General features: G+C 41.4%; 22 protein-coding genes. 7 read left to right on the forward strand and 15 right to left on the reverse strand.

Going from position 1 to position 22713, the window contains the following annotated elements; genetic code table 11:
• Position 1: 1 nt before the first annotated feature.
• From NKT06_RS26375 to NKT06_RS26410, 8 genes are all read right to left on the reverse strand, one after another.
• Positions 2 to 2074, reverse strand: a complete 2073-nt coding sequence (locus NKT06_RS26375; RefSeq protein WP_253440804.1) for a hypothetical protein — start codon at positions 2072 to 2074, stop codon at positions 2 to 4.
• Positions 2071 to 3978, reverse strand: coding sequence for a P-loop NTPase family protein (locus NKT06_RS26380; protein WP_253440806.1), 1908 nt, complete (start codon positions 3976 to 3978; stop codon positions 2071 to 2073). The genes NKT06_RS26375 and NKT06_RS26380 overlap by 4 nt, the downstream gene beginning before the upstream one ends.
• Position 3979: 1 nt before the next feature.
• Positions 3980 to 4819, reverse strand: a complete 840-nt coding sequence (locus tag NKT06_RS26385; RefSeq protein ID WP_253440808.1) for a hypothetical protein — start codon at positions 4817 to 4819, stop codon at positions 3980 to 3982.
• A 1-nt stretch (position 4820) separates the two neighbouring features.
• Entirely contained in the window at positions 4821 to 5504 is a 684-nt protein-coding gene (locus tag NKT06_RS26390) for a hypothetical protein (RefSeq protein WP_253440810.1), read from the reverse strand.
• A 14-nt stretch (positions 5505 to 5518) separates the two neighbouring features.
• On the reverse strand, positions 5519 to 6553 hold the full coding sequence (locus NKT06_RS26395; RefSeq protein WP_253440812.1) for an SAF domain-containing protein: 1035 nt from the start codon (positions 6551 to 6553) through the stop codon (positions 5519 to 5521).
• A gap of 32 nt (positions 6554 to 6585) precedes the next feature.
• The gene (locus tag NKT06_RS26400) at positions 6586 to 7845 is read right to left on the reverse strand and encodes a hypothetical protein (RefSeq protein WP_253440814.1); all 1260 of its coding nucleotides are present in this window, start codon (positions 7843 to 7845) and stop codon (positions 6586 to 6588) included.
• Between the two features lie 14 nt (positions 7846 to 7859).
• Complete coding sequence (locus NKT06_RS26405; protein ID WP_253440816.1) at positions 7860 to 8924, reverse strand: nucleotidyl cyclase domain-containing protein; 1065 nt, start codon at positions 8922 to 8924, stop codon at positions 7860 to 7862.
• A gap of 477 nt (positions 8925 to 9401) precedes the next feature.
• A complete protein-coding gene (locus tag NKT06_RS26410) occupies positions 9402 to 10559 on the reverse strand; it encodes a Gfo/Idh/MocA family protein (protein ID WP_253440818.1) in 1158 nt (385 codons plus the stop codon).
• Positions 10560 to 10667: 108 nt separating this feature from the next.
• Between NKT06_RS26410 and NKT06_RS26415 the strand changes: the two genes are divergently transcribed.
• Positions 10668 to 11543: an AraC family transcriptional regulator gene (locus NKT06_RS26415; protein WP_253440820.1), complete on the forward strand. Its 876-nt coding sequence runs from the start codon at positions 10668 to 10670 to the stop codon at positions 11541 to 11543.
• A gap of 73 nt (positions 11544 to 11616) precedes the next feature.
• Here NKT06_RS26415 and NKT06_RS26420 read toward each other — a convergent pair whose 3' ends face one another.
• A complete protein-coding gene (locus tag NKT06_RS26420) occupies positions 11617 to 12366 on the reverse strand; it encodes a DUF3600 domain-containing protein (RefSeq protein WP_253440823.1) in 750 nt (249 codons plus the stop codon).
• Positions 12353 to 12940, reverse strand: coding sequence for a sigma-70 family RNA polymerase sigma factor (locus NKT06_RS26425; RefSeq protein WP_253440825.1), 588 nt, complete (start codon positions 12938 to 12940; stop codon positions 12353 to 12355). Before NKT06_RS26425 ends, NKT06_RS26420 begins: the two co-directional genes overlap by 14 nt.
• A gap of 618 nt (positions 12941 to 13558) precedes the next feature.
• Between NKT06_RS26425 and NKT06_RS26430 the strand changes: the two genes are divergently transcribed.
• The 6 genes from NKT06_RS26430 (at position 13559) to NKT06_RS26455 (ending at position 18090) form a co-directional block, all read left to right on the forward strand.
• Complete coding sequence (locus NKT06_RS26430; protein WP_253440827.1) at positions 13559 to 14206, forward strand: phosphatase PAP2 family protein; 648 nt, start codon at positions 13559 to 13561, stop codon at positions 14204 to 14206.
• A gap of 270 nt (positions 14207 to 14476) precedes the next feature.
• Entirely contained in the window at positions 14477 to 14980 is a 504-nt protein-coding gene (locus NKT06_RS26435; protein ID WP_253440829.1) for a DedA family protein, read from the forward strand.
• A gap of 45 nt (positions 14981 to 15025) precedes the next feature.
• The gene (locus tag NKT06_RS26440) at positions 15026 to 15592 is read left to right on the forward strand and encodes a class I SAM-dependent methyltransferase (RefSeq protein WP_253440831.1); all 567 of its coding nucleotides are present in this window, start codon (positions 15026 to 15028) and stop codon (positions 15590 to 15592) included.
• 90 nt (positions 15593 to 15682) lie between these two features.
• Positions 15683 to 16363 carry a response regulator transcription factor gene (locus NKT06_RS26445; protein ID WP_253440833.1) on the forward strand — a complete coding sequence of 227 codons (681 nt, stop codon included), beginning with the start codon at positions 15683 to 15685 and terminating at the stop codon, positions 16361 to 16363.
• A 235-nt stretch (positions 16364 to 16598) separates the two neighbouring features.
• Positions 16599 to 17456, forward strand: coding sequence for a HAMP domain-containing sensor histidine kinase (locus NKT06_RS26450; protein WP_367399877.1), 858 nt, complete (start codon positions 16599 to 16601; stop codon positions 17454 to 17456).
• Positions 17457 to 17490: 34 nt separating this feature from the next.
• Positions 17491 to 18090 carry a class I SAM-dependent methyltransferase gene (locus tag NKT06_RS26455; protein ID WP_253440835.1) on the forward strand — a complete coding sequence of 200 codons (600 nt, stop codon included), beginning with the start codon at positions 17491 to 17493 and terminating at the stop codon, positions 18088 to 18090.
• A gap of 18 nt (positions 18091 to 18108) precedes the next feature.
• Here NKT06_RS26455 and NKT06_RS26460 read toward each other — a convergent pair whose 3' ends face one another.
• From NKT06_RS26460 to NKT06_RS26480, 5 genes are all read right to left on the reverse strand, one after another.
• Positions 18109 to 18891 (reverse strand): SDR family NAD(P)-dependent oxidoreductase, encoded by a 783-nt coding sequence (locus NKT06_RS26460; RefSeq protein ID WP_253440837.1) that lies wholly within the window; start codon positions 18889 to 18891, stop codon positions 18109 to 18111.
• An 88-nt stretch (positions 18892 to 18979) separates the two neighbouring features.
• The gene (locus tag NKT06_RS26465) at positions 18980 to 19558 is read right to left on the reverse strand and encodes a TetR/AcrR family transcriptional regulator (protein ID WP_253440839.1); all 579 of its coding nucleotides are present in this window, start codon (positions 19556 to 19558) and stop codon (positions 18980 to 18982) included.
• Positions 19559 to 19619: 61 nt separating this feature from the next.
• A complete protein-coding gene (locus NKT06_RS26470) occupies positions 19620 to 20618 on the reverse strand; it encodes an NADP-dependent oxidoreductase (protein WP_253442822.1) in 999 nt (332 codons plus the stop codon).
• A 79-nt stretch (positions 20619 to 20697) separates the two neighbouring features.
• On the reverse strand, positions 20698 to 21783 hold the full coding sequence (locus NKT06_RS26475) for an alkene reductase (protein WP_253440841.1): 1086 nt from the start codon (positions 21781 to 21783) through the stop codon (positions 20698 to 20700).
• A 63-nt stretch (positions 21784 to 21846) separates the two neighbouring features.
• A complete protein-coding gene (locus NKT06_RS26480; RefSeq protein WP_253442825.1) occupies positions 21847 to 22605 on the reverse strand; it encodes an SDR family NAD(P)-dependent oxidoreductase in 759 nt (252 codons plus the stop codon).
• Between the last annotated feature and the right edge of the window lie 108 nt (positions 22606 to 22713).

Consider the following 22713-nt stretch of genomic DNA (forward strand, 5'->3'; position numbering starts at 1 on the left):
CTTAAATGGTTTGTAATTGTGTTGATATATCACTTAGTTGTTTGAATGACATGTAAAGGAATGGGAAGACCAGATATAGTGCAATCAGCAGTGCACCTGGTGTCCAGCCAAATAACTTGCCATACGATGTTTTCTTTCGAATCAAACGCTCAAGGCGTTCCTTCTTCTGCTCAGCATAATACTCTTGTTCCATCTCCAGATCGTCAAACGCTTCACGTAACGAAAGCTTATCTACCGCTTGCATTAGACGCTTCACGATTCTACCAAACGAATCGAACGGCGCATCCGATTTCAGCATTTTCAAGGCTTCCTCTGCACCACTATCATAATTGAGTAGACATTTTTGCAGTGCTGGTCTGAAAATGATACTGTATCGTTCCATCCACTCAAGTACGGTCTCCACAGATATCCGTTCAAATTCACACAGAATCGAGATAAGCACATGGAACTGGTCCACTTCATTTTGCATTTCCAATGCGCGTAACCGACGCTGAAATTGTAGAATCCATATGGTGATGTAATACCCTGTAACTCCAAAGCCTATAGCGATAAGGAGTTCCCACCATTTTAGATACTCATTGTTCACAACGGTTACTTTACCGATAATCCGATTGACAGTATTATTCATAGCCACATCTGTTAAGGGCTCATTTGAATGAGTTTCTATGGACTGAACAACCTGTTCTCGCGTCAAATCTTTATTTGTCCGAAGATCTTCGATAATTTGGTTGTCCATTGTCGTTACCTGATTAGCACGCTCCAATTCATCCGCATTCATATATCCAAGAATGTTCGTTGCTTCTGACGTCGGTTTGCTGAATATATGGTGTACGCTGTTGTAATGTAAAAACACAGAGAACACAATTACACCAATAAACGCGGAGACAGAGATAACGATTCGGTGGATATACAACCATTCCAATGTTAGATGAGAGTTTGCCTCTTTGAGGAGCATGTTGGTTCGATGATGCTTCCTCGTATTTGGTGACGGGACCAATCGATCCACGATCCATTTGACCCAAGACCAAGAATATGCTTTCTTTTCCCACTCTTTTCGCGGGCCTTTAGCTACATATTTGGCTTCATCATTCTCCGATAATTTGCGAATTAGCAAGTAACAGATTACAGCTGAAGCGTATATGAACATTCGAACTAGAAAACCAATTCTGCTGTCATAGAACTCTGTCGTAATTGGAAAATAATTTTCCGCCCAACGCTGCAAAGGAAACGACAGCAGAATTGGAATAAGTGCAAGTAAGGTCAGCCCACCTAATTTGTAACGTAATTTTTGTCTCCTCATCAGGTCATATCTGATCTCTTGCACAAATTTATTAATGGCATTCAGATACATGGAGCCCTTTTGAACGTTGCGATCACCATACTCCATAATCAAATGAGACACTCCGGAAAATACCTTTAAATAACGGTTAGGCGCGACAGCATAGTATTTTTCCAGCTCTCGAGCCGGATCCTTGGATGTTAATACTTCGTGAATTCTCTCCGTCTGGAGCTTGATGTCGTGTGGTGACGATTGGGCAGCCTGATACAAAGCCTCATCAACCATCCGCACTTCCTGATAATGATGACGATCATCCTCCAGAACGTTCGAGAACTGTTTTAACAGACGGTCTTCAACCCGGTTCACAAAAATATCGATGCATAATTCGTTTATAACGATTGCTGCTAACGCTCCAAAGAATAATGCCAGCCAACTTTTGCTGATTATTGCCAGTACGATAAGACCAACAATGATAGACCCTAGTGTCAAATAGGTAATTCGCATCGTTTCTTTACGCAATGAATACTCATCGTAAGTGTTGATCGCAGTCAGACGTTTACGAATCTTCAGAATCTGTGACTTGACGATCGGAACCTTGATCAGTTGATGATATGATTTCTGGTAAAACACCAACAATTGTCGTGGTGTTTTTCCTGTAACATTTTTAGAAGAAGGCCATACATTCTCACGATTCTTCTTCCGCTTGCGATCTTTGAGAATAAGATAAAGAAGTATTCCGCCCGAAATAAGCAGAGCACCACCGGCAATGGCAAAAATCCATATCCACTTATTCATTGAGCCTGCCCCCAGTGTGCATTCAGAAACTGCCCGAAGTTCTCACGATCTTCCTCATTCATGTTAAACAACATTTTTTCGATTTTTTCAGGAGAAATTGGAGACACAGCAACGTATTCACCATTACGGTATTCAATGATATTTCGTGCATTCCATACTCTTCCGCTATTCCTTCTGTACACTTCTCTTTGAAGATTGACCAAGGCATCCAACTTACTCTCAATAGAATCACCTTTGGATAACACTTCTTCATGCTCCAACGTATCCGATTCAAATCGAACAGGTGTGATCTCTGTGATTCGCTCAATGTAACGTTTACCATTCATTTCTTTACGCATGTGAACGTCCCATTGCACTGCATTTGCTACTTGTTCTTCTGCAATACGCTCATTCTGGAACACTCCAGTTTTGAGCAATGAGTTCCGCAAAGACCATACCAATTCACGTGCAGAGGTCGCATGATGTGTAAAGATCGTAAACAGACTAGCTACCTGCGACATCTGTATCATCCAAGCTGCCACGGGATCCGTAGCGACTTCCCCCAGAATGTTTACGGAACCGTCCGTTTTCTTCTGAAGGTCTAGTCCAGCTTGTCCAGCAATATTCTCGGTTTCTCGTAATGCTAGTGAGTTACGTTGTGGATATAGCCTTCTTAAATGCAGCTCAAATGTCATCTCTTGAATCCTCAAAGTTAACGTAGCATATATGTATTTAACTGAGGCCATGACCAAAGATGTCTTTCCTGAACCCTGAGGTCCAGTAAATGCAGTAACCTGCGCACCTTTCATCAGGTACTTAATCATATCTCTAGCTAATTCAGCATTTACGGCATCTTTGGATGAGATCAGATGATCTAATTTCATATTAGGTAGATCAAACTTCCTAACGAAAAATGCCCAACTCTCTGCAAATGGCGGTCGAACAACCACGACCCTGGATCCATCTTTCATTTCATTGACTTTAAAACCGTTCGTCTCCGTTAGTTGACCTGGATTGTCATACTTATAGATGTTCTGACATACCCTCTTCAATTCTAGGTCGGTTTCAAAACTTAAAAACGATAAATGGATAGATTTACCTCGAAAGAAAATCCATACACTTTGGTACCCTGGATACTTATATTGCTTCATTCCTTGCAGTAATGAAATCTCGTCTTCCACAATCTGCATATTGGTAGGAACACCTGATACACCACCAGATACGCCATCAATGGACATATCACGAATTTCGTCAATCACGCCAAACCCTTTGTAATGCTGGTATACACGCTGTACAACGATAGCTAACTTGTCATCAAACTCCAAACCACCACGTGCTTCTTTGACAAAAATGGAGTCAATCTCATCACCCGTAATTACATATGAATCTACCGTTCCATCTTCAATAACTTTTTTTGGTTGATCCAATTGATACTTATCGATCAACTTGGATAGACCTTGAAATCCGTGCTTCTTTTTATATAAATGAAGCAAAATATCAAATTTATCTTGTTGTGTTAATTGATCTTCATCCTCAAAAGGAATGATTCTATCGATATTATCATCGTTAAAACCATAATTACGTTCCAAAAGATCAGATATAAATTGCTTAAGATAAATCTTCTCTTGTATGTCACCTGAAGTCGCATTTTTCATGGCACTTCTTAGCTCAGCTACAACTCCCAGACGACGATTGTATTCCTCGCTTGTCATTCCCATATCCAACAAGTTACTGTTTACGTACTCATTAATCATGGTTTTAACGTATTCAAGAAGGTAATCAAATTGGAACCGTTCTTCATTTTCATTTTTCTGACGTGTTCCAACCTGACCAGGCTTTCTGTTCAGCTTCAAGAATAAATACGTAATTAAAACAGCTACGATCAAAACAATTGCGAGGAAATTAATGGTGAAATTCAGTCCCATCTTAATTCCCTCTTTCAATTCGCTTCAGTTTGGTGTTAATACCAATCTCATGCAGTATTGTTTTTGCAGCACGGCCAACTTCCTGTATGAAGTAATGATTCTCATGACTGCTGCCAACAAATCGATTTCTAGCAAAGAAACCTTTAATGTCACCATCATTTAAATGATCTTTGAAGCTTGTGTTATAGGGAATCGTCAATATAGGGGCTTTGAGCTTGTACTTGTTAGCTATATTTTTGATCTTATATTTTGACATAGGATCATACTGCGTCATAAGAAGCAGATGAGGCTTTTCATCAAGCACCTCTGGCCAATGCTTCCTTTGATTGTCAAAATATTTTTCTAGTACACTTATATTTTGATTCACACAGATAACCACCAAATCTGCATCGCTAATCAGGCTGTTAGAGACCTCGTTATCCTGCCCACTTCTAGCATCCAAAAGTGAAATGCCATAGTATTCTGCCGCCATACGAAATACCATATTCACAGCTTCGATCGAACCCTGTTGTGGTCGATTAAGACGTTCACTTCCCCATAGAAGGTCCAATCGATTCCGCTCTACCATTAGTGTATAATTTTTAACACTATTGCGTTCAAGCTTACTGCTCTTCGCAACACGCTCTAATGAGTCGAGCCCCAATCCACCAATGGCAAAAAATTGCCGATTATATTGATTAATTGTTTTATTGAAAAACCGCTCCATATCACCGTCCGTCCGCTGCGGTTGAGATACTAAAGTTCTCACATCATACTCCAACCCGATAAATGCAGCCAAAGCAGCGGTTGCACTGGTTACGCCTAATCCATGCTGCATACCCCATAATGCAATTTTCCCCATGTTAATTACTCCTTTCGGCCCGCTTCCATAGTGCGTTAACTTTTGACGTTTCCAACCCAAGGATGAACTCTATCACCTGTTTAATGACTAGCTTGTATGAACTGGACATACGTTTGACCATGACTGTATTTTTATATTGATTAATAATCTTCAGTGTCTGATCACGTTCATCAGGATAATAAACAAGACTCTCTTTCCACAATAAAGGTAGTTCATCCAGCAGACTATCCATATATTTTTCGTCCAGATGATTACTAACCTCATAAATAATTTTCGTTACCGGAAGGTTAACAGAGGATAACTTTTCTCCCTGGAAGTACGCGCGAATAAGGTTAACGTTTTTCTGAATAACAGGATTCTCATAGGAAGTCACAACATAAACAAAATCCACTTCTGGCCAATCAACCAACGAAGCCTCGTCATTACAATCTATGAGTACAAAATCATATTTCTGTTCTTCCAGATTATGCATCAGTTCCTCATACGAGTGGACATCTTCCATAACATCAAATTGATCATGAGTGTTTATTGTGAGAGAATGATCAATTTTAGGAAATACGAACTCGTAATCCTTAGTTTGCGTTGCATCTACAAGCAGAACCCGATGATCCATCGACAACAATTTACCAAGGTACATCATAAAATCCGTTTTATCATAATGGCCAATAACAAGTATTTGCTTCATCTCGGTCTCCTTATTTACTGTGCAGGTTCACGTGTATTGCTATCTTTGAACATACCACCTGAGTCTGAAGTTGCATTTGGTTCATTCCCAATATTATTTTGCTGATTCATGTCCGTGGAGTTCTCATTCATAAGAGAGTTATCTTGCTGAGATGTTGGTGTGTTTCCTTGTCCTTCTGTCTCAGTAATGTACTCCCTTGAGTTCATCTCCGTCGTATTACGTCCACTGATATACTTTTGTCTGTCTTCATCACTCATGGACTGAAGATCCTGTTCTAATCTTGCTCTTACTTGTCGTTCGAGAGCCGTTGTTGCCAATCCAACAATATTAGGATTAGATTCGATGAGATCCAATACTTTAGGATTAGATGGATAGTTGATGATTGCACCATCCTGCATGTAAGGATCAACATAACTTAATGCATAGATAGAGGCATCATTGATGTAAGCATCTACAATGGCACTTGACATCGTCAAAATTTCCTTCTCATTCATTTTGTACCATATTGTTCCATTATTTAAATCTTCTACTTTTTTCTTAGAAAGTACTATGTAATCCTGACCTGTTGCGAAGCGAATCCGAACATCTACAAATTCATCTTTCCTCAACTTTAAAGGAAGCTGTACTAGACTAAACTCTTGGTTTCTAAGGTCTTTCGGTGTTATTCCATCTTCGAACAACATTGGCGAGGTAATGATAGAGTTTTTCTGAAGATCAATCTTAATTCGCTTGCCTACAACCTCTGCTTGCTCTACTGTATTCTGAGGTACAGTACTAACCGGTACAACTAGAGAACTCACATCATCTTCTGTTATTAAATCCCCGGCCTTATGATTGTCATTCAGCACGATTACTTTCATCTTATCTTCATTCAACTTCTTCTGTGCATCTTGAAGCTGCTGCTCAATCTGAAGTGTTCGCTCAACATATCTTCCTTGAATATAGTCAATAATAAAATAGCCAGCGATAACACAAACAAATAAAATGATTGCTCCTCCAATGGAAGCGGACAGAAGCAACTGCTTCTGCCTAAAACGAATCTTAGACATAACGAACTCCTCTCAATCCAACATGATTAAACTTAGTTATTCACGACCAATAATATTATCAAAACAATAATAATAACGATGCACAGTCCAAGGACACCATACAATAATGCTTTTGAAGATATCTTCTTAGAGTCCCCCATGTAGCTTTTCATCAACTTGTTTAATACCGAGTCTGTATCTCCTTGGTGTTTATAAGGATCAGCATGTGGAGGAATTCGATATACGAGATTCCCTGGAAGATCTTTTCGAATATCTTGGATACTGAGATTTTCAACAAATGGTACACAATAAACCCAATTAGACTGATCCATTTTTTTATGTAAATCTCTAAATCTTCTAATCTTTCCTTGTCGCCACTCGCTACCTGCACCGAGCACAATATTTACACTCGCTCTGTAGAACTCTTTACTCCAGTCACTTTCTTCAAAGCTCCCGATATCCAAAATTAAGTAGTCATGTCCTGCTGTAATCAGATGGTTAATATCCAATTTGCTATTATTTTTGTAATATTCCACGCCCTCTATAGAGAAGTGGATGTTATTGCTTTTGAAATCCTGTGTTCCTTCATACGCGTTCTCAATACTTGTAAAGTCACTTGAACTGTTGGCCTCTACTAGACCTACGGAGTAACCTTTACGTTTTAAATAATTTGCAATTAATATACTCTGATGAGTTGATCCGACTTTGGATTCAACACCCATAACTGCAACTAAAATGGTTCCGATGATCCGATCTTTAAGAATAATCCTTTCTTGAATCGGCACATCTGGAAGTTCCAAATCCATCACATCTGATGAGTCAAAACTGCCAGCAGAGGTTAATTTCGCTGTATAGCGATAAATACGATCCTTTATCTTTTCAAGATCAGAATCTGTTGATTCCCAATCCTCTTGTCCATTTCCAGTTATTTCACCTTGATTTGGCAATAAATTGCGCAATGCTGGAATAATGGACTTTGGCTTCGTTCCTGGCGAGGTTGTGACAACATTGATCCCCATGTCTGCCAATTCATGAACAATTCCGTCATCCTCATAACGATCAAGAGCAATGACAATAATTCGAGTATTCGAACGTACTGTTCGATATTGACTAATGCCACGTAGAAAAGTGTTTGAATCGGTGCAATCTAGATCAGTTATAAAGGCATTAATATTAATTCTAGCTACAGCTTCGCAAAATTCGATAAACTGACCACTCTCAAAACGACCTACTTTTTCAAAACTAACATCTGTATTCCCTATGGCTTCATGGACTAGCGTAGAAGCTTTACTGGAAATGATAACCGCATTCACTATGTTTGCCTCCATTAATCCGCTAAAATTTTACTTTGGTCTAGATCAAAGATTCTATTAAGTCCACTTTGCTTCGTTCGAACAGCGCCTTCTTTCGCCTCACGGATGTGATCGTCCAGAGTAAATTCAGGCTTAGTGTCAATGTACCCAATAAGTACAGTACTTGAGGCTTCAACATCAATTTTCATCCTAATGGAGTTAGTCAGCTCTGCTAGTGGTAAATTAGAACTTGTTATAAGAGCCACAATGACATCACTTTGGTAACGTCCAGCAAATCCATTACCTTCCAAAGCCCTTCCCACGGCCCTTCCCGCTCTCTTAAAGGACTCTTCCTCCGAGATGTGGGTTGAATTCTGAATTTCTATGTATAATACCCCTACCGTTTTCCCTTTGGATAAAGCTTGATTAGCTTGATGAATAAAATGTTTTTGCGTAAACAAACCTGTTACTTCATCTCGTGTTGATGTGTATGTCGCAGCTTGCATAACACCAACAATTTTTTCAAAGATCATTGTAAATACTATGAAGCTAGCAAAAACACTCAAAACCAAACTAAGTTCTACCAATAGTTCATAACCTGTAAATGCACCCGATAGATGCAACAATAGTTGCATTGCAAAAAGGATCGTAACCATAAAATACTGTGGGTTTAACCCGACCTCCGGAAAAATCTTAATGAGTGTGTACAATGTCACACCTACCACAGAGAGAAATACTAAAAAGGAACTCATCTGTACGGGTAAAAACAAAGACATTGCCGCAGTAATCAAGGTAACAGCAGTCCCGCCTAAATGCACATAAAGTTTGTCTGTTCGTTTGTTGTAGTAAAGTCGAAATATCCCGATTTGAGCAATTACCATTCCAGCTGCGTAAAGTGATAAGAAAAACATATATGCAGACATAAGCTTATCAGGCATTAGAGCCATGCCCACATTTGCAAATAACATTAAAGAAAAAGCTCCCAAAAACTTCAAGTATGTCGGGTTTCGCCACTTCCTATACATCAAAAGTCCAATGATAAATAAAACAATATTAATAGACAACATAGAACCGATTGTTAACCTTTCAAAATCCCCCATGTAGTACCTCCAATCCATTTTCTTATAAACTATGTAATTATATGAATTTTACAATTCCAATTTCCCAATCATTTTTCCCAATTCAAACAATATCAATTTCTTATCTGATTTGGTTCTTAGTACCTAAGATTTGGATAAATAAGTAACAGCAAATTAAATAATAGACTCATTTCAGCAATTTTACAACATATTTTTGTTATTTATGACCAATTGTGCCTAAGAATATAGTCCTTTGTTTTCACAATAGTCCTAGACATTATTTAGTTCACATTCGAAATTTCCTTTTTCATTTCCAATTAAATTGAACGGTATTTTAAAAAAAAGAAACTTTCAAGTGTGTATTGAACAAAAAAACTGTCAGATCAATTGATCTAACAGCGTTTTCTTGGATATTTAACCCACTTGTTCTATAGTTTTTCATATTACTCTTGTCACAAAACAAATGATTAAATAGTCTAAAAATACTAGTAATTTGCATTACGAATCCAACTTGCTACCCAGCGTAATACTCGAATCCTCGAAGTTCTCCACCGTCGTCTTTTTTTCATAAAAGTGTACGGCATGTTGCATAATTCCTTCTCTTGTGTAAAATGCGTCTTCCGCTCCTATTGGAAAAACAACCTTTTCTCCCGTGCTTGCCGATTTGTAGATGCCTACAATCAGTTCAAGCGTATTCCGGCCACTTTGGCCATCCACAAGAAGGGGAGATCCTGTCTCAATCGCGTTTAACACATTCTCCACTTGCCCAGCGTGACCGACATGAGTAACATCCGGCAACTCGTCAGCGAGCTTTTGAATCTGTTGTTCCAACTCTCGATTCGATTCTGGAAATCCGTTATTCCGCGCGGTAGAAGCAACTACTTTCCAAGGTGCAGACACCCGGGCTTCTTTGCCCTGAAAAATTAATTGCTGCTCTTCTCCGTGATGTACGACGGAACTGGTAATCATGCCAAGCGCCCCTTCCTGGAAGCGAAGCATCGCCATAGATATATCCTCAACTTCGGCATTATCATGTGCCGTATTCGCCATCATGGCCTGCAATTCCACTGGAGGTCCCATCATCCAGAGCATCGCATCAATATGATGCACCGCATGATTAAGGGTACAGCCTCCGCCTTCTTTTTCCCATGTACCGCGCCACCACAGATCATAATAATTGTGGCCCCGCCACCAGAACGAATCAACCTGCACATGTACAATAGGCCCGATCCATTTACTGTCCAGCACACCTTTTAACTTCATCATCGGTGTCGTAAATCGATTCTGTGCCACTACGGATAGTAACTTGCCACTTTCTTGCGCTACTTTCAGCATCAGGTCCGCTTCCTCCAGGGAAGAAGCCATCGGTTTTTCGACCAACACATGTACACCCCCTTGCATGAAATCACACGCAATTGAAGCATGCGTATACGGCGGCGTACAGACGGATACCAGATCAATATTTTGCGAAAGTAGCTCTGTGTAATCCGTAACGGCTTGTGCACCTTTCAGTCCATATTCGTTAATTCGCTTCTGTGCTTTTTCCACGTAAATATCCACCACAGCAACAATCTGACATCGCTCTGGGAATGCCAAATATGCTGAGATATGTGCCCCACTAATTGCACCTGCTCCGATAATCGCCACTCTTAACATTGTTACATACCTCCTTTGTTTCCTTCACAATACACAATAATAAAGCGCTTTTATGCGTTCATCTTGTGGTAAAATATAACTATATTGCTCATGATAAGGGAGGTATTCATGATGTCCATCATCCTGGGAGAACAATTTAATCTGGCCTGCCGTCGTATATCCAACACTACGTCTCGCGAAGTGTTCCATGCTCATTCCCAGCTGGAGATAACCTATATCCACGAAGGATACGGGCAGTTGATAACCGAAGGTCAGGTTTTCTCCCTTGAACCCGGTATGCTCATGATTTTTCGACCTTTTCAATTGCACCACGTCCAGATTCAGGTGTCCAGACAGCAGCCTTTCATTCGAAATGTACTCATGGTTGAGCTTGATCTACTGAAGACACATTGGTCGCAATTTATCGTTACTCACCACTTCATACAGGATCTGCTGGGAGAGCAATCCCCCATTCAGCCCATCCGACTTGCTGGCACTTCCCCACTCGTTCAACGAATGGAACAATACGCAGATACGTATCCAGGTCTGCTTCCCCACGAAATAGAGGAAGATACACGCCTCTTTTTATTGGATCTGCTCGCACAACTTCGCTATCTGTGGCAAGACGTGCAGCAAAACCGCTCCCAAGATGTGCTCTCTACCAGTGGTAACATTCTTCACCCTCATGCCGAAGCCATCATGCAATGGATTGAGCAGCATTACCAGGAGCCTTTCCGTTTGGACCATATCGCAGATACACTTCATTTATCCCCCTATCATCTATCTCATGTATTCAAAAAAGCGACCGGCACCACCATCGTTGCTTATGCTCAAGCTACCCGCATTCGTCATGCCTGTGTGCTGCTCACCCGTTCCTCGCTCACCGTTCCCGAAATCGGTCACCGTGTCGGTATGACCAGCCCCTCCTATTTTTGCAAAGTATTCCGTACTGCCACAGGTTCTACACCGCATCAATATCGGCTGAAGGTGCAGGGGAGGAAGTAATGGATACAGCCAACAAGAAAGAAGCGAAAGAATTCACCTTCGCCTCTTCTCCTGTTTTTACAGTTCGCCTGACTCAACGCACATTGAGCTCCAATCGTTTCAAATAGGGAATTAGACGTCTCTCTAGCTGCCTTAAATCATCCTTTTGCTCCGCTGACAAGCGTTCCTCATGGATACTTCCATCCTTGTCCATCACCATAACTTTGTATTTCTTCATTTGTTCATAAACAGACTTGAACTCACGATATTGTTCATTGGTAAATGTCTCCTCTGCACGTTCCAACTGTTCTGTCCAAAATTGCTGCTCGTCCATCCGTTTTTTGGAGGACCCCACACTCACAGCTTCCAGCTTTTCAAAAAAAGGTTCCAGCTCAGCTGCAAGAAGGTTATATCGTTCCTGCTCCACTGTACTCCACTGCTCTGGATGCATGTTTCCCTGAGAATCAGCATGATTCACCGCCATTTGCCCCATTTGTTTCAACAGGTCCATATATTGAACAAATTCTTCTTCACTGAAATGAGCCTTGGCCGTCTGCAGCTTTGCTTCCAACCTCATATAATCCTCAGCTGTTCCCCCCATCGCAGCGATATTTTCCTGTGAACCATATATTCCGTCTGCAAGATAGGTGTACCCTGCGTAGGCTCCGGTGGGAATAATAAGTACAACAGCCAATAGCCCAGTGACCAGCCATTTTTTTCGATTTCTTCTGATGTGAGAATCACTTCGAATACCATCCATCATTTTATGTTTAATCCTGGCAGGAACGGACCAGTCTTTGGTCTCTTCCTGGTAGGCTCTTCGCAACTGTTCATCGAGTTTCATGCAGATCCTCCACCTTTCCCCGCAATCTTGGATTCATCTTCTCTTTTTGTCTCAACTTCGCCAGCGCCGCATGTATACGCGATTTCACGGTTCCAAGTGGAATCTCCAATATGCCAGCAATCTCCTCTTGCGTATATTCATTCAAATAATGCAGTGTGACCACCTGCTGGAGCTTGTACGGCAAACTGCGCACCTGTTCCAACAGAGGACGATTTGCCAGTTTGTTGACCAGATCGGTGGAAAAATCATATTCCAATCCCACGTCAGATTTTTCGATCCGCTTGCCAAACCGAAACTGCATCAACCTTTTGCGTCGATAACTCTGAATCTGTCGCATCGTCACACCCATCAACCAGGGACGAAAGGTACGCTCGGCATCATATTTCGCCAATGATCGATACGCCTGAATGTAAATCTCTTGGACCACATCCTCCGCGTCAGACTCGTCCTCGAGGAGAAATCGCACAGTCCGATATACACCCGTCACTGTTTTCTCATATAATTCTCCGTATGCTTCTTCATGCCCCGCACGTATTAACGTTATAAGTTTTATGTACTCATCTTGCTCACTCATTATCCATCCCCTTCCTTCTTACACTATATATTGGCATGCCAGCATTATTTCGTTCGATTTATTTTATGGAATGAGTAGACAAGGTTATGGTTGAGGCTGATACAAAAAGTCCTCTGGTGTTCATGATATAATATACCTAATATTGATATAACTGGAGTTTTTGCATCTGAATTATACAATCACCTTTGGGATTTTGATTATCTTTGTTTTCCTTCTTTTTCTTTTCAAAAGTGAACATAGGAGTAAATTAGCAGGGGTGGTCACAACTGTAATGAAATTTTTCAGCAAATTGTACTCAGAATATCTACTGATTCCACGATCTCTACGTTTGCTGTTTCTGTGGGCATGGATTGTTTTGTTTTTTGTTGCTGGTGCCAAGTTCAGATGGATTTACTTCCTTCAATAATCTGCCGAAAAGTCTGTTCTCATCGGAAATAAAAAAAGAGCTGAGTCGTCATCATGACGTCTCGGCTCTTCTATATGCCGTCTGTTCATACCGCTCTATTTCAAGACAAACTTTGCTTGATATTCAGAATTTCTTTAGAAAATCCCTCTCAAGTTCTTCAGAGTTTATCTCTACTATGGATACATTGATAAATTCGTATAGGAGTTGAGCATTTGAAGCTTTCCAGTCCTTCATCTACCAAATCAGTTTGGCTTTCCTTGCTTTGGCTTGCAGCCGTCCCGGTCTTAAATATTTTCTACGGTGTACTAAATCACGCTGGGAATCATGTCTATAGTCTTGCAATATCCCTAGATTCAATGATCCCTTTTGTCCCGATATTTATCATCCCTTATGTATTATGGTACCCGTTCATTACTGGCGCATTAATAGCACTTGCTTTTAAGGAAAAGCGCACCTATTTTCAAACGCTCATTGCACTTTGCAGCGGTCTGGTGATCTCATACATCTTCTTTGCTCTGTTCCAGACAGCGATTGAGCGCCCCGATATCCGAGGTAATAAAGGAATTCTTTTCACGATAGTTGATTACATCTACCGTAACGATCAACCCTACAATTGTTTTCCAAGTATTCACGTACTCACGAGTTACCTGATCCTTAGAGGAACGCGTGTATTTGGACGAGCGATATGGGCGATGACTTCCACCTTCTCGATTCTTATCATCGTGTCTACCGTACTGGTAAAACAACATGTCATCGTTGATGTTGCAGGTGGCATCCTGGTTGGAGAACTTTGTTTCCGATTGGTTGGATCAACCTTCCATTTTTCCTCATCCCGCGTTAAATCCACTCGATTGGAGTGAGATTAATATTGACAGATGGCTCTTATCGTTCGTCAAAAAATAGAAATGCACCCACAACCTATTATTTCGTGTGCTCAAACACTCCATCCAGATGAACACAGCACACCTATGGATCAAGTCTTGCCAATTAAGTTGGCAAGGCTTTTTTCTCTTGCACGTCATTGTTTGGCTTTACTTATGTATTCTTTAGATTTTCTTCAGATTTATACTCATTAATTCCTTAGTTTTTTTCATTATGCTTGCAATATCAACAAGAGAGGAGGCAAAACAATGATCAGTAATACGATCTTAGAGCTGCTTCATCAGTATGGATATCTGATTTTTTATTTTGCCTTCTCATTAGGGCCTTTCGGCATTCCAATTCCAAATGAGATCACGATTATCAGCGGTGCCATTTTAAGCCACACGGGAGTAATCAATTCGTGGATCACATATTTCTGTATTTTATCAGGGCTATTAACGGCTATTACCTTTGCTTATTTAGCAGGGAAGTTATTTGGAACCAAGATAAAGCACAGATTTCAACATCATAAACACTTCGTCAAGGCCGAACTGATTCTGAATAAGAGTGGCAAATGGGCGATGTGCATCGGTTTGTTCATTCCAATTGTGCGATATGTTCTTCCTTTGCTTATTGGAATGAGCGGCGTGCAGTATCGAAAATTTGCTCTCATCTCATATTCCAGTGCTTTGTTATGGACCATAACGTATTTTACAGCGGGAATCTACTTCGGCGGTCCCATTTTATCCACGCTTCAATTATTACATTTCTAACTGGTTTTGCTGACATACCATCACATATACGGAGGAACCACACACATGAATTCCAATCAACCACTATTATTTCTGAAAAGTTTTCTTCAGAGCCCCAAACATGTTGGCAGCATCATTCCCAGTTCCCGGTTTCTCGCCAACAAAATGGTGAATCAAGCCTCTTGGCTGGAGGCAAAAGCAGTTGCCGAACTCGGATCGGGTACAGGTCCTATCACTCGTTATATTCATCAACAGGCACAGGACTCCACCAAAGTCCTATTGTTTGAGATGAACGACACAATGAGGAATAATCTTCAGGCAGCATACCCGGAGTTATCCTGTTATCCAGACGCCGCTCGATTGGTAGAATCCATGAATCAAGAGGGCGTTCAGCAATTGGATTACATTTTTAGCGGGTTGCCCTTCTTCAACTTTGAGCCTGAATTAAGAAATACGTTGGTAGAGCAGATCCATAAGGCACTCAAACCCGGAGGATTATTCATCGCCTTTCAATATTCACTTCAAATGAAAAAATTATTATCCGAACACTTTATCATCGAAAAAATAGGATTAGTGCCTTTGAATATCCCGCCTGCGTTCGTTTATGTCTGTCGCAAAAAGGAAACAATTTAAACATTCCTGACTATCGTTTACACTGATGTTATCTTATTTATAAGAATTATAAATTTAATTTAAAACAGGTCATAAAAGGAGTGATGAATCATGAGTACCATTCTTGTTGTTGATGATGAACCCGATATCCGTGATGTCATTCATGTTTATTTACGTAACGAAGGATATCAGGTCATTGAAGCAGCCAATGGTGAGGAAGCGCTAAATGTTATCAATACAACATCGGTCCAACTCGTCATATTGGATGTCATGATGCCCATTATGGACGGAATCAAAGCCTGCTTCAAAATAAGAGAAGTATCAACCACTCCGATCATTATGTTATCCGCCAAGGAAGAAGACATTGATAAAATTACAGGCCTGACTACCGGGGCCGACGATTACATGGTCAAACCCTTTAATCCGCTAGAATTACTGGCTCGCGTTAAGGCTCAGCTCCGACGTCAAACATTGATTGGGAAACCGGAATCGAGTTCACTGATCCTCATTAAGGACCTTGTCATTGATACAAGCAAACATTCAGTAAAGTTAAATGAGAATGGCATTTCACTAACCCCTCTGGAGTTCTCCATTCTGGTGTTACTTGCGAGTCATCCCGGACAAGTATTTAGCTCGGAGAAGATTTACGAGACTGTATGGAAAGAACCTTATGGCTATTCCGATAATACGGTGATGGTCCATATTCGTAATCTGCGAGAAAAGCTGGAAGTGAATCCAAGAGAACCTCAGTATATTAAAACGGTGTGGGGAGTGGGATATAAAATTGATTAAACGATTACCACAGTTTAAAAAAAAGATACAGATTAACATCCTATATCAAATGTTGATCAGTTTATTGATTTCGTTTGTTGGCTCTGTGGGTGTAAATAATATGTTGATCATAGCTGCCGCAAAAATTAGTGAAAGATTTAATTGGCCTTCGCTTCTCTACATCTTTCCTTACGTTCTAACACCAATCTTCATCGTAATTTTCACGTTAATATTTTTGTTTTCCACACGAAAAATTGTGAGAGATCTCATTACATTAGAGCAAGGGCTTCAATTCATTTCAGAAGGCAATCTGGACTACCGGGTGCCCGTTAATCGACAGGATGAACTGGGGCGAGTTGCTTCCAACATTAATCACATGACTGAACAGTTGCAGCTGCAGATCATCAAGGAACGCGAGCTGGAGAAATCCAAGATGGACATGATTACGGGTCTCTCTCATGACCTGCGCACACCGCTTACCAGCATAATTGGCTATATTGAGCTACTAAGAACAGAATCCTTTCAAAACAAAGCAGAGTATGACCGCTTCATTCAAAACACCTATAACAAAGCAACGCATCTAAAGAAGCTGCTCGATGATTTATTTGAATACACACGTCTAACCTCTGTAGCTACCCAATTGGATTTGAAAAAGGTTGACCTGTATCAGCTATTAGATCAGTTGTTGTTTGAATTTGAACCTTTAGCTCAGGAGAATGGTATTCATATCGAGAAAGAGATCGGTAACGCCCCCATTATGGCCCACGTGGATAGTGATAAGATTGCTCGGGCTATCGATAATCTTCTCATGAACGCTCTGAAGTATTCCTTTAAGCCAGGTGTGATTCACATTCGAATGAGTATGCACCATGAGCACATTACCATTCAAGTCGAAAATAAAAGTGCGCCGCTCACAACGGAGCAAAAAGACAAACTGTTTGATCGTTTTTATAAGGTGGATTATTCAAGAAGCAGTGAAGGCATTCAAGCGGGGTCAGGTTTAGGTCTTTCGATAGCAAAAAATATTGCAGAGCTACATCAAGGTACCTTGATGCTTCAACATATGCATAACGTATTTACATTCGAGTTAAACTTGCCTTCCAACATCAAGTGAACCATCAATGAATTCAACCATGGAGGATACCGTGATGAAAACATCCGAACCACTTCTTTTCCTGCAAGGATTTCTGAGGAACCCCAAACGAGTAGGCAGTCTCCTGCCCAGTTCCAAATTTCTATCCCGTAAAATCGTCCAGTCTGTACGATGGAATGAGGTCAGAACCATTGCTGAGCTGGGGCCAGGAACAGGTGCAGTCACATGTGTCATGAGAGCACATTTACCCCAATCTGCAACCGTGTTTTTATTTGAAAGAGACCCCAAAATGAGAAATAATCTAAAGAAAACTTATCCTGAATTCATGTTCCATTCGAACGCATCCTATCTATTGAAAAGGATCAATCAAGAACATATTCATCAGTTGGATAGCATCATTTGCGGACTGCCCTTTTTTAATTTTTCCAGAGAAATGAGACAAAACATCCTGTCACAGATTCATACAGCGCTGCGACATGGAGGCACATTAGTTTTGTACCAGTACTCACTTCATATGAAGAAACAATTAGCTGAGTTATTTGAGATTGAGAAAATTCAATTTGAACCCTTCAGCTTCCCTCCCGTTTTTGTGTATGTTTGTCGTAAAAAACAAGATGAAGGAGACAGTGAAACGAGCGAATTGGGCAAGATCTGATTTATCCTATTTAAATGTTCAATGTCCTGTCTTGTCCTGTGAGGATCTAATCATGCGGGTCATCATCTTACGCGGCAACAACCGCGGCATAAACGCGATGAATCGATTTCTAGCACCAGGCATAATTAACGTCTTGCCACGTAAAAAGCCTCGATACCCTTCTTCGGCCACCTGCCCGGCTTCCATGATCGGGCCCTGCAACATCTTCGAGACCCCCATACCCGAGCGATCAACAAATCCGGTAGAGGTCAGGCCTGGGCACAGTGCTGTCACCGTAACGCCAGTTCCGCTTACTTCATTCTCCAAAGCCTCGGTGAATGATAGCACGTATGCCTTTGTTGCATAATATACCGACATCATCGGTCCAGGGAAAAAACCTACCAACGAAGCCACATTCATCACGCCTCCGTGCCCACGTTGGATCATATCCGGCAAGAATAGCTTTGTCATGATGGTTAAAGCCTTGATATTCACGTCAATCATATTAACTTCTTGTTCCAGATCCGTTTCCATAAACGTCCCGAACAGACCGAAGCCTGCATTGTTGACAAGATAATCAACAACAATGCCCTTTTCCTTCAGCTCATGATAAATCTCCTGTGGTACCCCAGGTGCCGCTACATCTTTGGCAATAACCGTTGCCTGAATACCATACTTTTTCTGATACTCCTGAGCTAGATCCTGTATTTTCCCCTTGCTTCGTGCTACCAGCACAATATGATGTCCGCCTTTGGCAAATCGATCTGCTAACTCTTTACCGATACCACCCGAGACCCCTGTAATTAGAACTGTCTTCCTCATGTCATTACCTGCCTCTCTTTTCTATAACCTATGTTTCATCTGGAACAACTTTATTAGAATGAACATTCTTTTAAAGTAAAAAAATAGACTACCTTCGTATGAAATCCATGGATAGTGTCGCTATACGAAGAAGTTTTTCCTTGGTCGTCGAAGTCTTTGCCATCACCCTTAGCCCAACGCCTACATTATGCACATATTCCGCCAATACCTCGGCGTTGTACTCCGTTGTGAATTCACCTTCTTGCTGGCCCCACATAATAATGTCCTTGATTAGTTTCTCCGTATTTGCAAACATCTCCGTTGATCGGTTGTTCATGTCGTCATCGCGTGCCGCCAATTCTACCGTCGAATTGACGATGAAGCAGCCTGATGCTGGAGGTCCCTCTCCATGAATTAAAGAAAGAAATGTAAACTGAAGTGCTTCAGTTGCCGTTTTAGAATGCTTTACGCCTGCTGCAAGGGCGGAGCTGATTTTGTGATCATACAGATCTACTGTCTTTAGAAACAAGGTATGTTTATCGCCAAATGTGTCATACAAGCTTTTACGATGAATTCCCATATGATTAACCAGATCCGTCATAGACGTCTTCTCATAACCTTGTTTCCAAAATAGTCTCATCGCTTTATCCAGAACAACAGACTCTTCGAACTCTTTGCTTCTCGCCATTGGCTTCCCTCCTGTTCAGAAGACGAACATTGAATAGCATGAGCATCATCTTAACGAGCCTTTAAAAGGTAACAATGACTTTGCCCTGGGAGTGACCCTTTGATACTTTGATCAATGCCTTTTCAATGTCTTCAAACGTATACGTAGAATCGATCGAAGGTTTAATGTCTTCTTTTTCTACAAGAGCTGTGATTTCTTGCAATTGAATCCCACTGGAGTGCACAAATAAAAAACGATATTCATTTTGGTTCTTACGCGCTAACGAATCCAGGCGTGCACCTACAAGACCAAACAATGCTCTTTTCCACAACGGGAATTGACTGTCCACTGCAAAGCGATAATTGGGTCCTGCCTTCAAAGATACTAATTTCCCCTGTGGTTTCAAAATGCTCAGTTCAGCTTTGATCTCGTCCACACCCAAAGTGTCAATGACATAATCGATATCGGACAGGATGTCAGCATAATGTTGGGTTTTATAATCAATGAATTGATCTGCTCCAATAGATAGTGCACGTGCTCTGCCTCTTTCGCTTCCACTTGTAATCACTGTTAGCCCCATGGACTTGGCAATCGGGATAGCCATCGCACCGAAACCACCAGTTCCTCCGGGTATAAACAGTTTCTTATTCGGTTCAGCTCGAAGTACATCATGCAATGCTTGATACGCCGTCAAGGCTGTAAGAGGTACCGCAGCAGCTTCGATAAAAGACAGATTTTCAGGCATAACGGATAAAGCATCCTCATGTACAGCTGCATATTCAGCAAAAGCACCGATTTTATTCAGAGGCAATCTTGCATAGACCGAATCCCCCGCCTTAAATTTCAAAACATCATCACCGACAGCTTCAATGACACCAGATAGTTCATTCCCTAAAGTTAGAGGTAACGAATAGTCGGCAATTATCCGAACACTGCCATTCATATTCAAGATATCCAGCGGATTTACACCCGCAGCTTTTACTCTGACAAGAACCTCATGGCTATGGATCTGCGGTATCTCAACATCGTTGATTTCCACTTGGATTATTTTGGAGTATTTCTTAATCTGAGCTGCTCTCATCATTTATCCACTTCCTTTGCTTATAGACTAGGAACATGGCGCACAATGTTCAGTTGTACGCCATGCTCCATACTTTGTGCTAGTGTAGCCCCTCTTGTGACTTTAATTCTTCCAACGTAGGATAATCTGTGTAGCCCTTACTTCCCAATCCAAAGAATGTTGTCGGATCTGCTTCATTCAGTGGCGCACCTTGTTGAAGTCGTTCCACCAAATCTGGATTAGCTAAAGACCATACACCTACAGGTACCACATCAGCGAGACCACGATCTAAATCGACACTGAGATCCTCCAAAGTTCTTCCGGCCCGGTTAACCAATAGTGGATTTTTCCAGATCGAACGAATGTCGTGGAGTAGGTTCTCATCTCCAAGATGCATAACATGGAGGTAAGCCAAATCCAATTGAGCTAACTCTTTTACAAGGTAGCGATACAGATCAGGACCTTGTTCGCCATCTTGAATTCCACCCAGCGGTGTCCCTGGCGAGATACGGAAGCCTGTTCGTTCTGCCCCTATTTCCTCCACGATGGCTTTGGTTACTTCAATCGCAAAGCGAGTACGATTTTCAATAGATCCGCCATAATCATCTGTCCTTGTATTTGAATTCTCTCCTAAAAATTGATTGATCAAGTATCCGTTAGCCCCATGAATCTCAACGCCATCCGCCCCTGCTTCGATCGCTGCGGCGGCTGCTTTTCGGAAATCGGCGATGGTCGTTTGAATATCCTCCTGACTCAATTCCCGGGGAACGGGGATATCCTGCATTCCTGTCACCGTGAACATTTCTACGCCCGGTGCGATGGCAGACGGAGCAACAGGTTGACGATGATGCGGGGTATTGTCCGGATGTGACATGCGACCCGCATGCATTAATTGGATGTATACATATCCGCCAGCTTCATGCACGGCATCCGTTACCTTTTTCCATCCATCAATATGCTTGTCGGTATAGATACCAGGTGACCATAAGTAACCCTGTCCATCATCAGATGGTTGTGTACCCTCCGTAATCAGGAGTCCTATGGTCGCACGTTGAGCATAATAAAGTGCAGCCAACTCTCCAGGTGTACCATCTTCTTGCGCCCGACTGCGTGTCATGGGTGCCATCGCTAGTCGATGAGGCAATTCCATGTTGCCAATCTTTGTTTTACTCCATATCTTTTCCAATGGGATGTACTCCTCTTCTTATTTGAAATTTGGTAAAAAGATGTATTCGTGGATGCTTCTGAATTAACCTAGTTCTGAAATCACCGGGTAGATTGCACCTGTCAGTTGGAAATCATAGTTCTGGTCTACAATCCCTACAACCACATCGTTGCGATCATACAGATCTAGCATGAAGCCCGCCATTTCTTTAGCTGTATGGTATTTGGACATATTGGTTTTGTAATCAAATCCTTCAGCATCGATTGATTTCTGTACAAACTCTGTTTCCGTGATCGCTGGTGCAAGCACCTTCGCTTTCAGTTTTGCACCTTTCAGTTCCAGTTCTTTGGCAAGTCCTTCGGTGAAGGCACTAACGTAGTATTTTGATGCTGAATAAGCAACACTGCCTACAGCAATGGCATATCCAAGTGCGGAGGAGACGTTAATCAATTGAGTACCCTCGACATTCGCATAATCTCGCACATACAGTGTAGATAGAACGGTCAAGGATTCAATGTTTACACGCAGCATCGTCTCCACTTTATCCAAATTCTGATCAGCAATGAATGAGCTTTCTCCAAGTCCTGCATTGTTGATCCAAGTCTCAATTTCATATTCCTTCAAATCGTTATATAGCGTGTACGCCTCTGCGGTAACAGACAGGTCGCTTGTATGAACGATAACATTTACTTTAGGGTCGATACCCTGAATAGTCGATTTAAGCTCTTCCAACTTATCCAATCTTCTAGCTACCAAAATCAAGTTTTTGCCACGTGCTGCAAATGCCAATGCCGTTTCATAGCCAATTCCCGAACTTGCTCCTGTAATCACTGTGTATTTCATCATATTCTCTCCCTCATATTCTTTAGATTAGTGTAATTCCAGTTTTGAGAATGATCGTTCTATATTGTGCAGAAAAAAACAGTTAGATCTAACTTGCTGTTAGCATAT

Source organism: Paenibacillus sp. 1781tsa1, from assembly GCF_024159265.1.
GTDB lineage: Bacteria > Bacillota > Bacilli > Paenibacillales > Paenibacillaceae > Paenibacillus.

What these genes read in the sequence shown, in the direction of transcription:
- NKT06_RS26375 (WP_253440804.1), bottom strand. Translation starts at nt 2,074, where the DNA reads ATGAATAAGTGGATATGGATTTTTGCCATTGCCGGTGGTGCTCTGCTT.
- NKT06_RS26380 (WP_253440806.1), bottom strand. Translation starts at nt 3,978, where the DNA reads ATGGGACTGAATTTCACCATTAATTTCCTCGCAATTGTTTTGATCGTA.
- NKT06_RS26385 (WP_253440808.1), bottom strand. Translation starts at nt 4,819, where the DNA reads ATGGGGAAAATTGCATTATGGGGTATGCAGCATGGATTAGGCGTAACC.
- NKT06_RS26390 (WP_253440810.1), bottom strand. Translation starts at nt 5,504, where the DNA reads ATGAAGCAAATACTTGTTATTGGCCATTATGATAAAACGGATTTTATG.
- NKT06_RS26395 (WP_253440812.1), bottom strand. Translation starts at nt 6,553, where the DNA reads ATGTCTAAGATTCGTTTTAGGCAGAAGCAGTTGCTTCTGTCCGCTTCC.
- NKT06_RS26405 (WP_253440816.1), bottom strand. Translation starts at nt 8,924, where the DNA reads ATGGGGGATTTTGAAAGGTTAACAATCGGTTCTATGTTGTCTATTAAT.
- NKT06_RS26410 (WP_253440818.1), bottom strand. Translation starts at nt 10,559, where the DNA reads ATGTTAAGAGTGGCGATTATCGGAGCAGGTGCAATTAGTGGGGCACAT.
- NKT06_RS26415 (WP_253440820.1), top strand. Translation starts at nt 10,668, where the DNA reads ATGATGTCCATCATCCTGGGAGAACAATTTAATCTGGCCTGCCGTCGT.
- NKT06_RS26420 (WP_253440823.1), bottom strand. Translation starts at nt 12,366, where the DNA reads ATGAAACTCGATGAACAGTTGCGAAGAGCCTACCAGGAAGAGACCAAA.
- NKT06_RS26425 (WP_253440825.1), bottom strand. Translation starts at nt 12,940, where the DNA reads ATGAGTGAGCAAGATGAGTACATAAAACTTATAACGTTAATACGTGCG.
- NKT06_RS26435 (WP_253440829.1), top strand. Translation starts at nt 14,477, where the DNA reads ATGATCAGTAATACGATCTTAGAGCTGCTTCATCAGTATGGATATCTG.
- NKT06_RS26440 (WP_253440831.1), top strand. Translation starts at nt 15,026, where the DNA reads ATGAATTCCAATCAACCACTATTATTTCTGAAAAGTTTTCTTCAGAGC.
- NKT06_RS26445 (WP_253440833.1), top strand. Translation starts at nt 15,683, where the DNA reads ATGAGTACCATTCTTGTTGTTGATGATGAACCCGATATCCGTGATGTC.
- NKT06_RS26455 (WP_253440835.1), top strand. Translation starts at nt 17,491, where the DNA reads ATGAAAACATCCGAACCACTTCTTTTCCTGCAAGGATTTCTGAGGAAC.
- NKT06_RS26460 (WP_253440837.1), bottom strand. Translation starts at nt 18,891, where the DNA reads ATGAGGAAGACAGTTCTAATTACAGGGGTCTCGGGTGGTATCGGTAAA.
- NKT06_RS26465 (WP_253440839.1), bottom strand. Translation starts at nt 19,558, where the DNA reads ATGGCGAGAAGCAAAGAGTTCGAAGAGTCTGTTGTTCTGGATAAAGCG.
- NKT06_RS26470 (WP_253442822.1), bottom strand. Translation starts at nt 20,618, where the DNA reads ATGAGAGCAGCTCAGATTAAGAAATACTCCAAAATAATCCAAGTGGAA.
- NKT06_RS26480 (WP_253442825.1), bottom strand. Translation starts at nt 22,605, where the DNA reads ATGAAATACACAGTGATTACAGGAGCAAGTTCGGGAATTGGCTATGAA.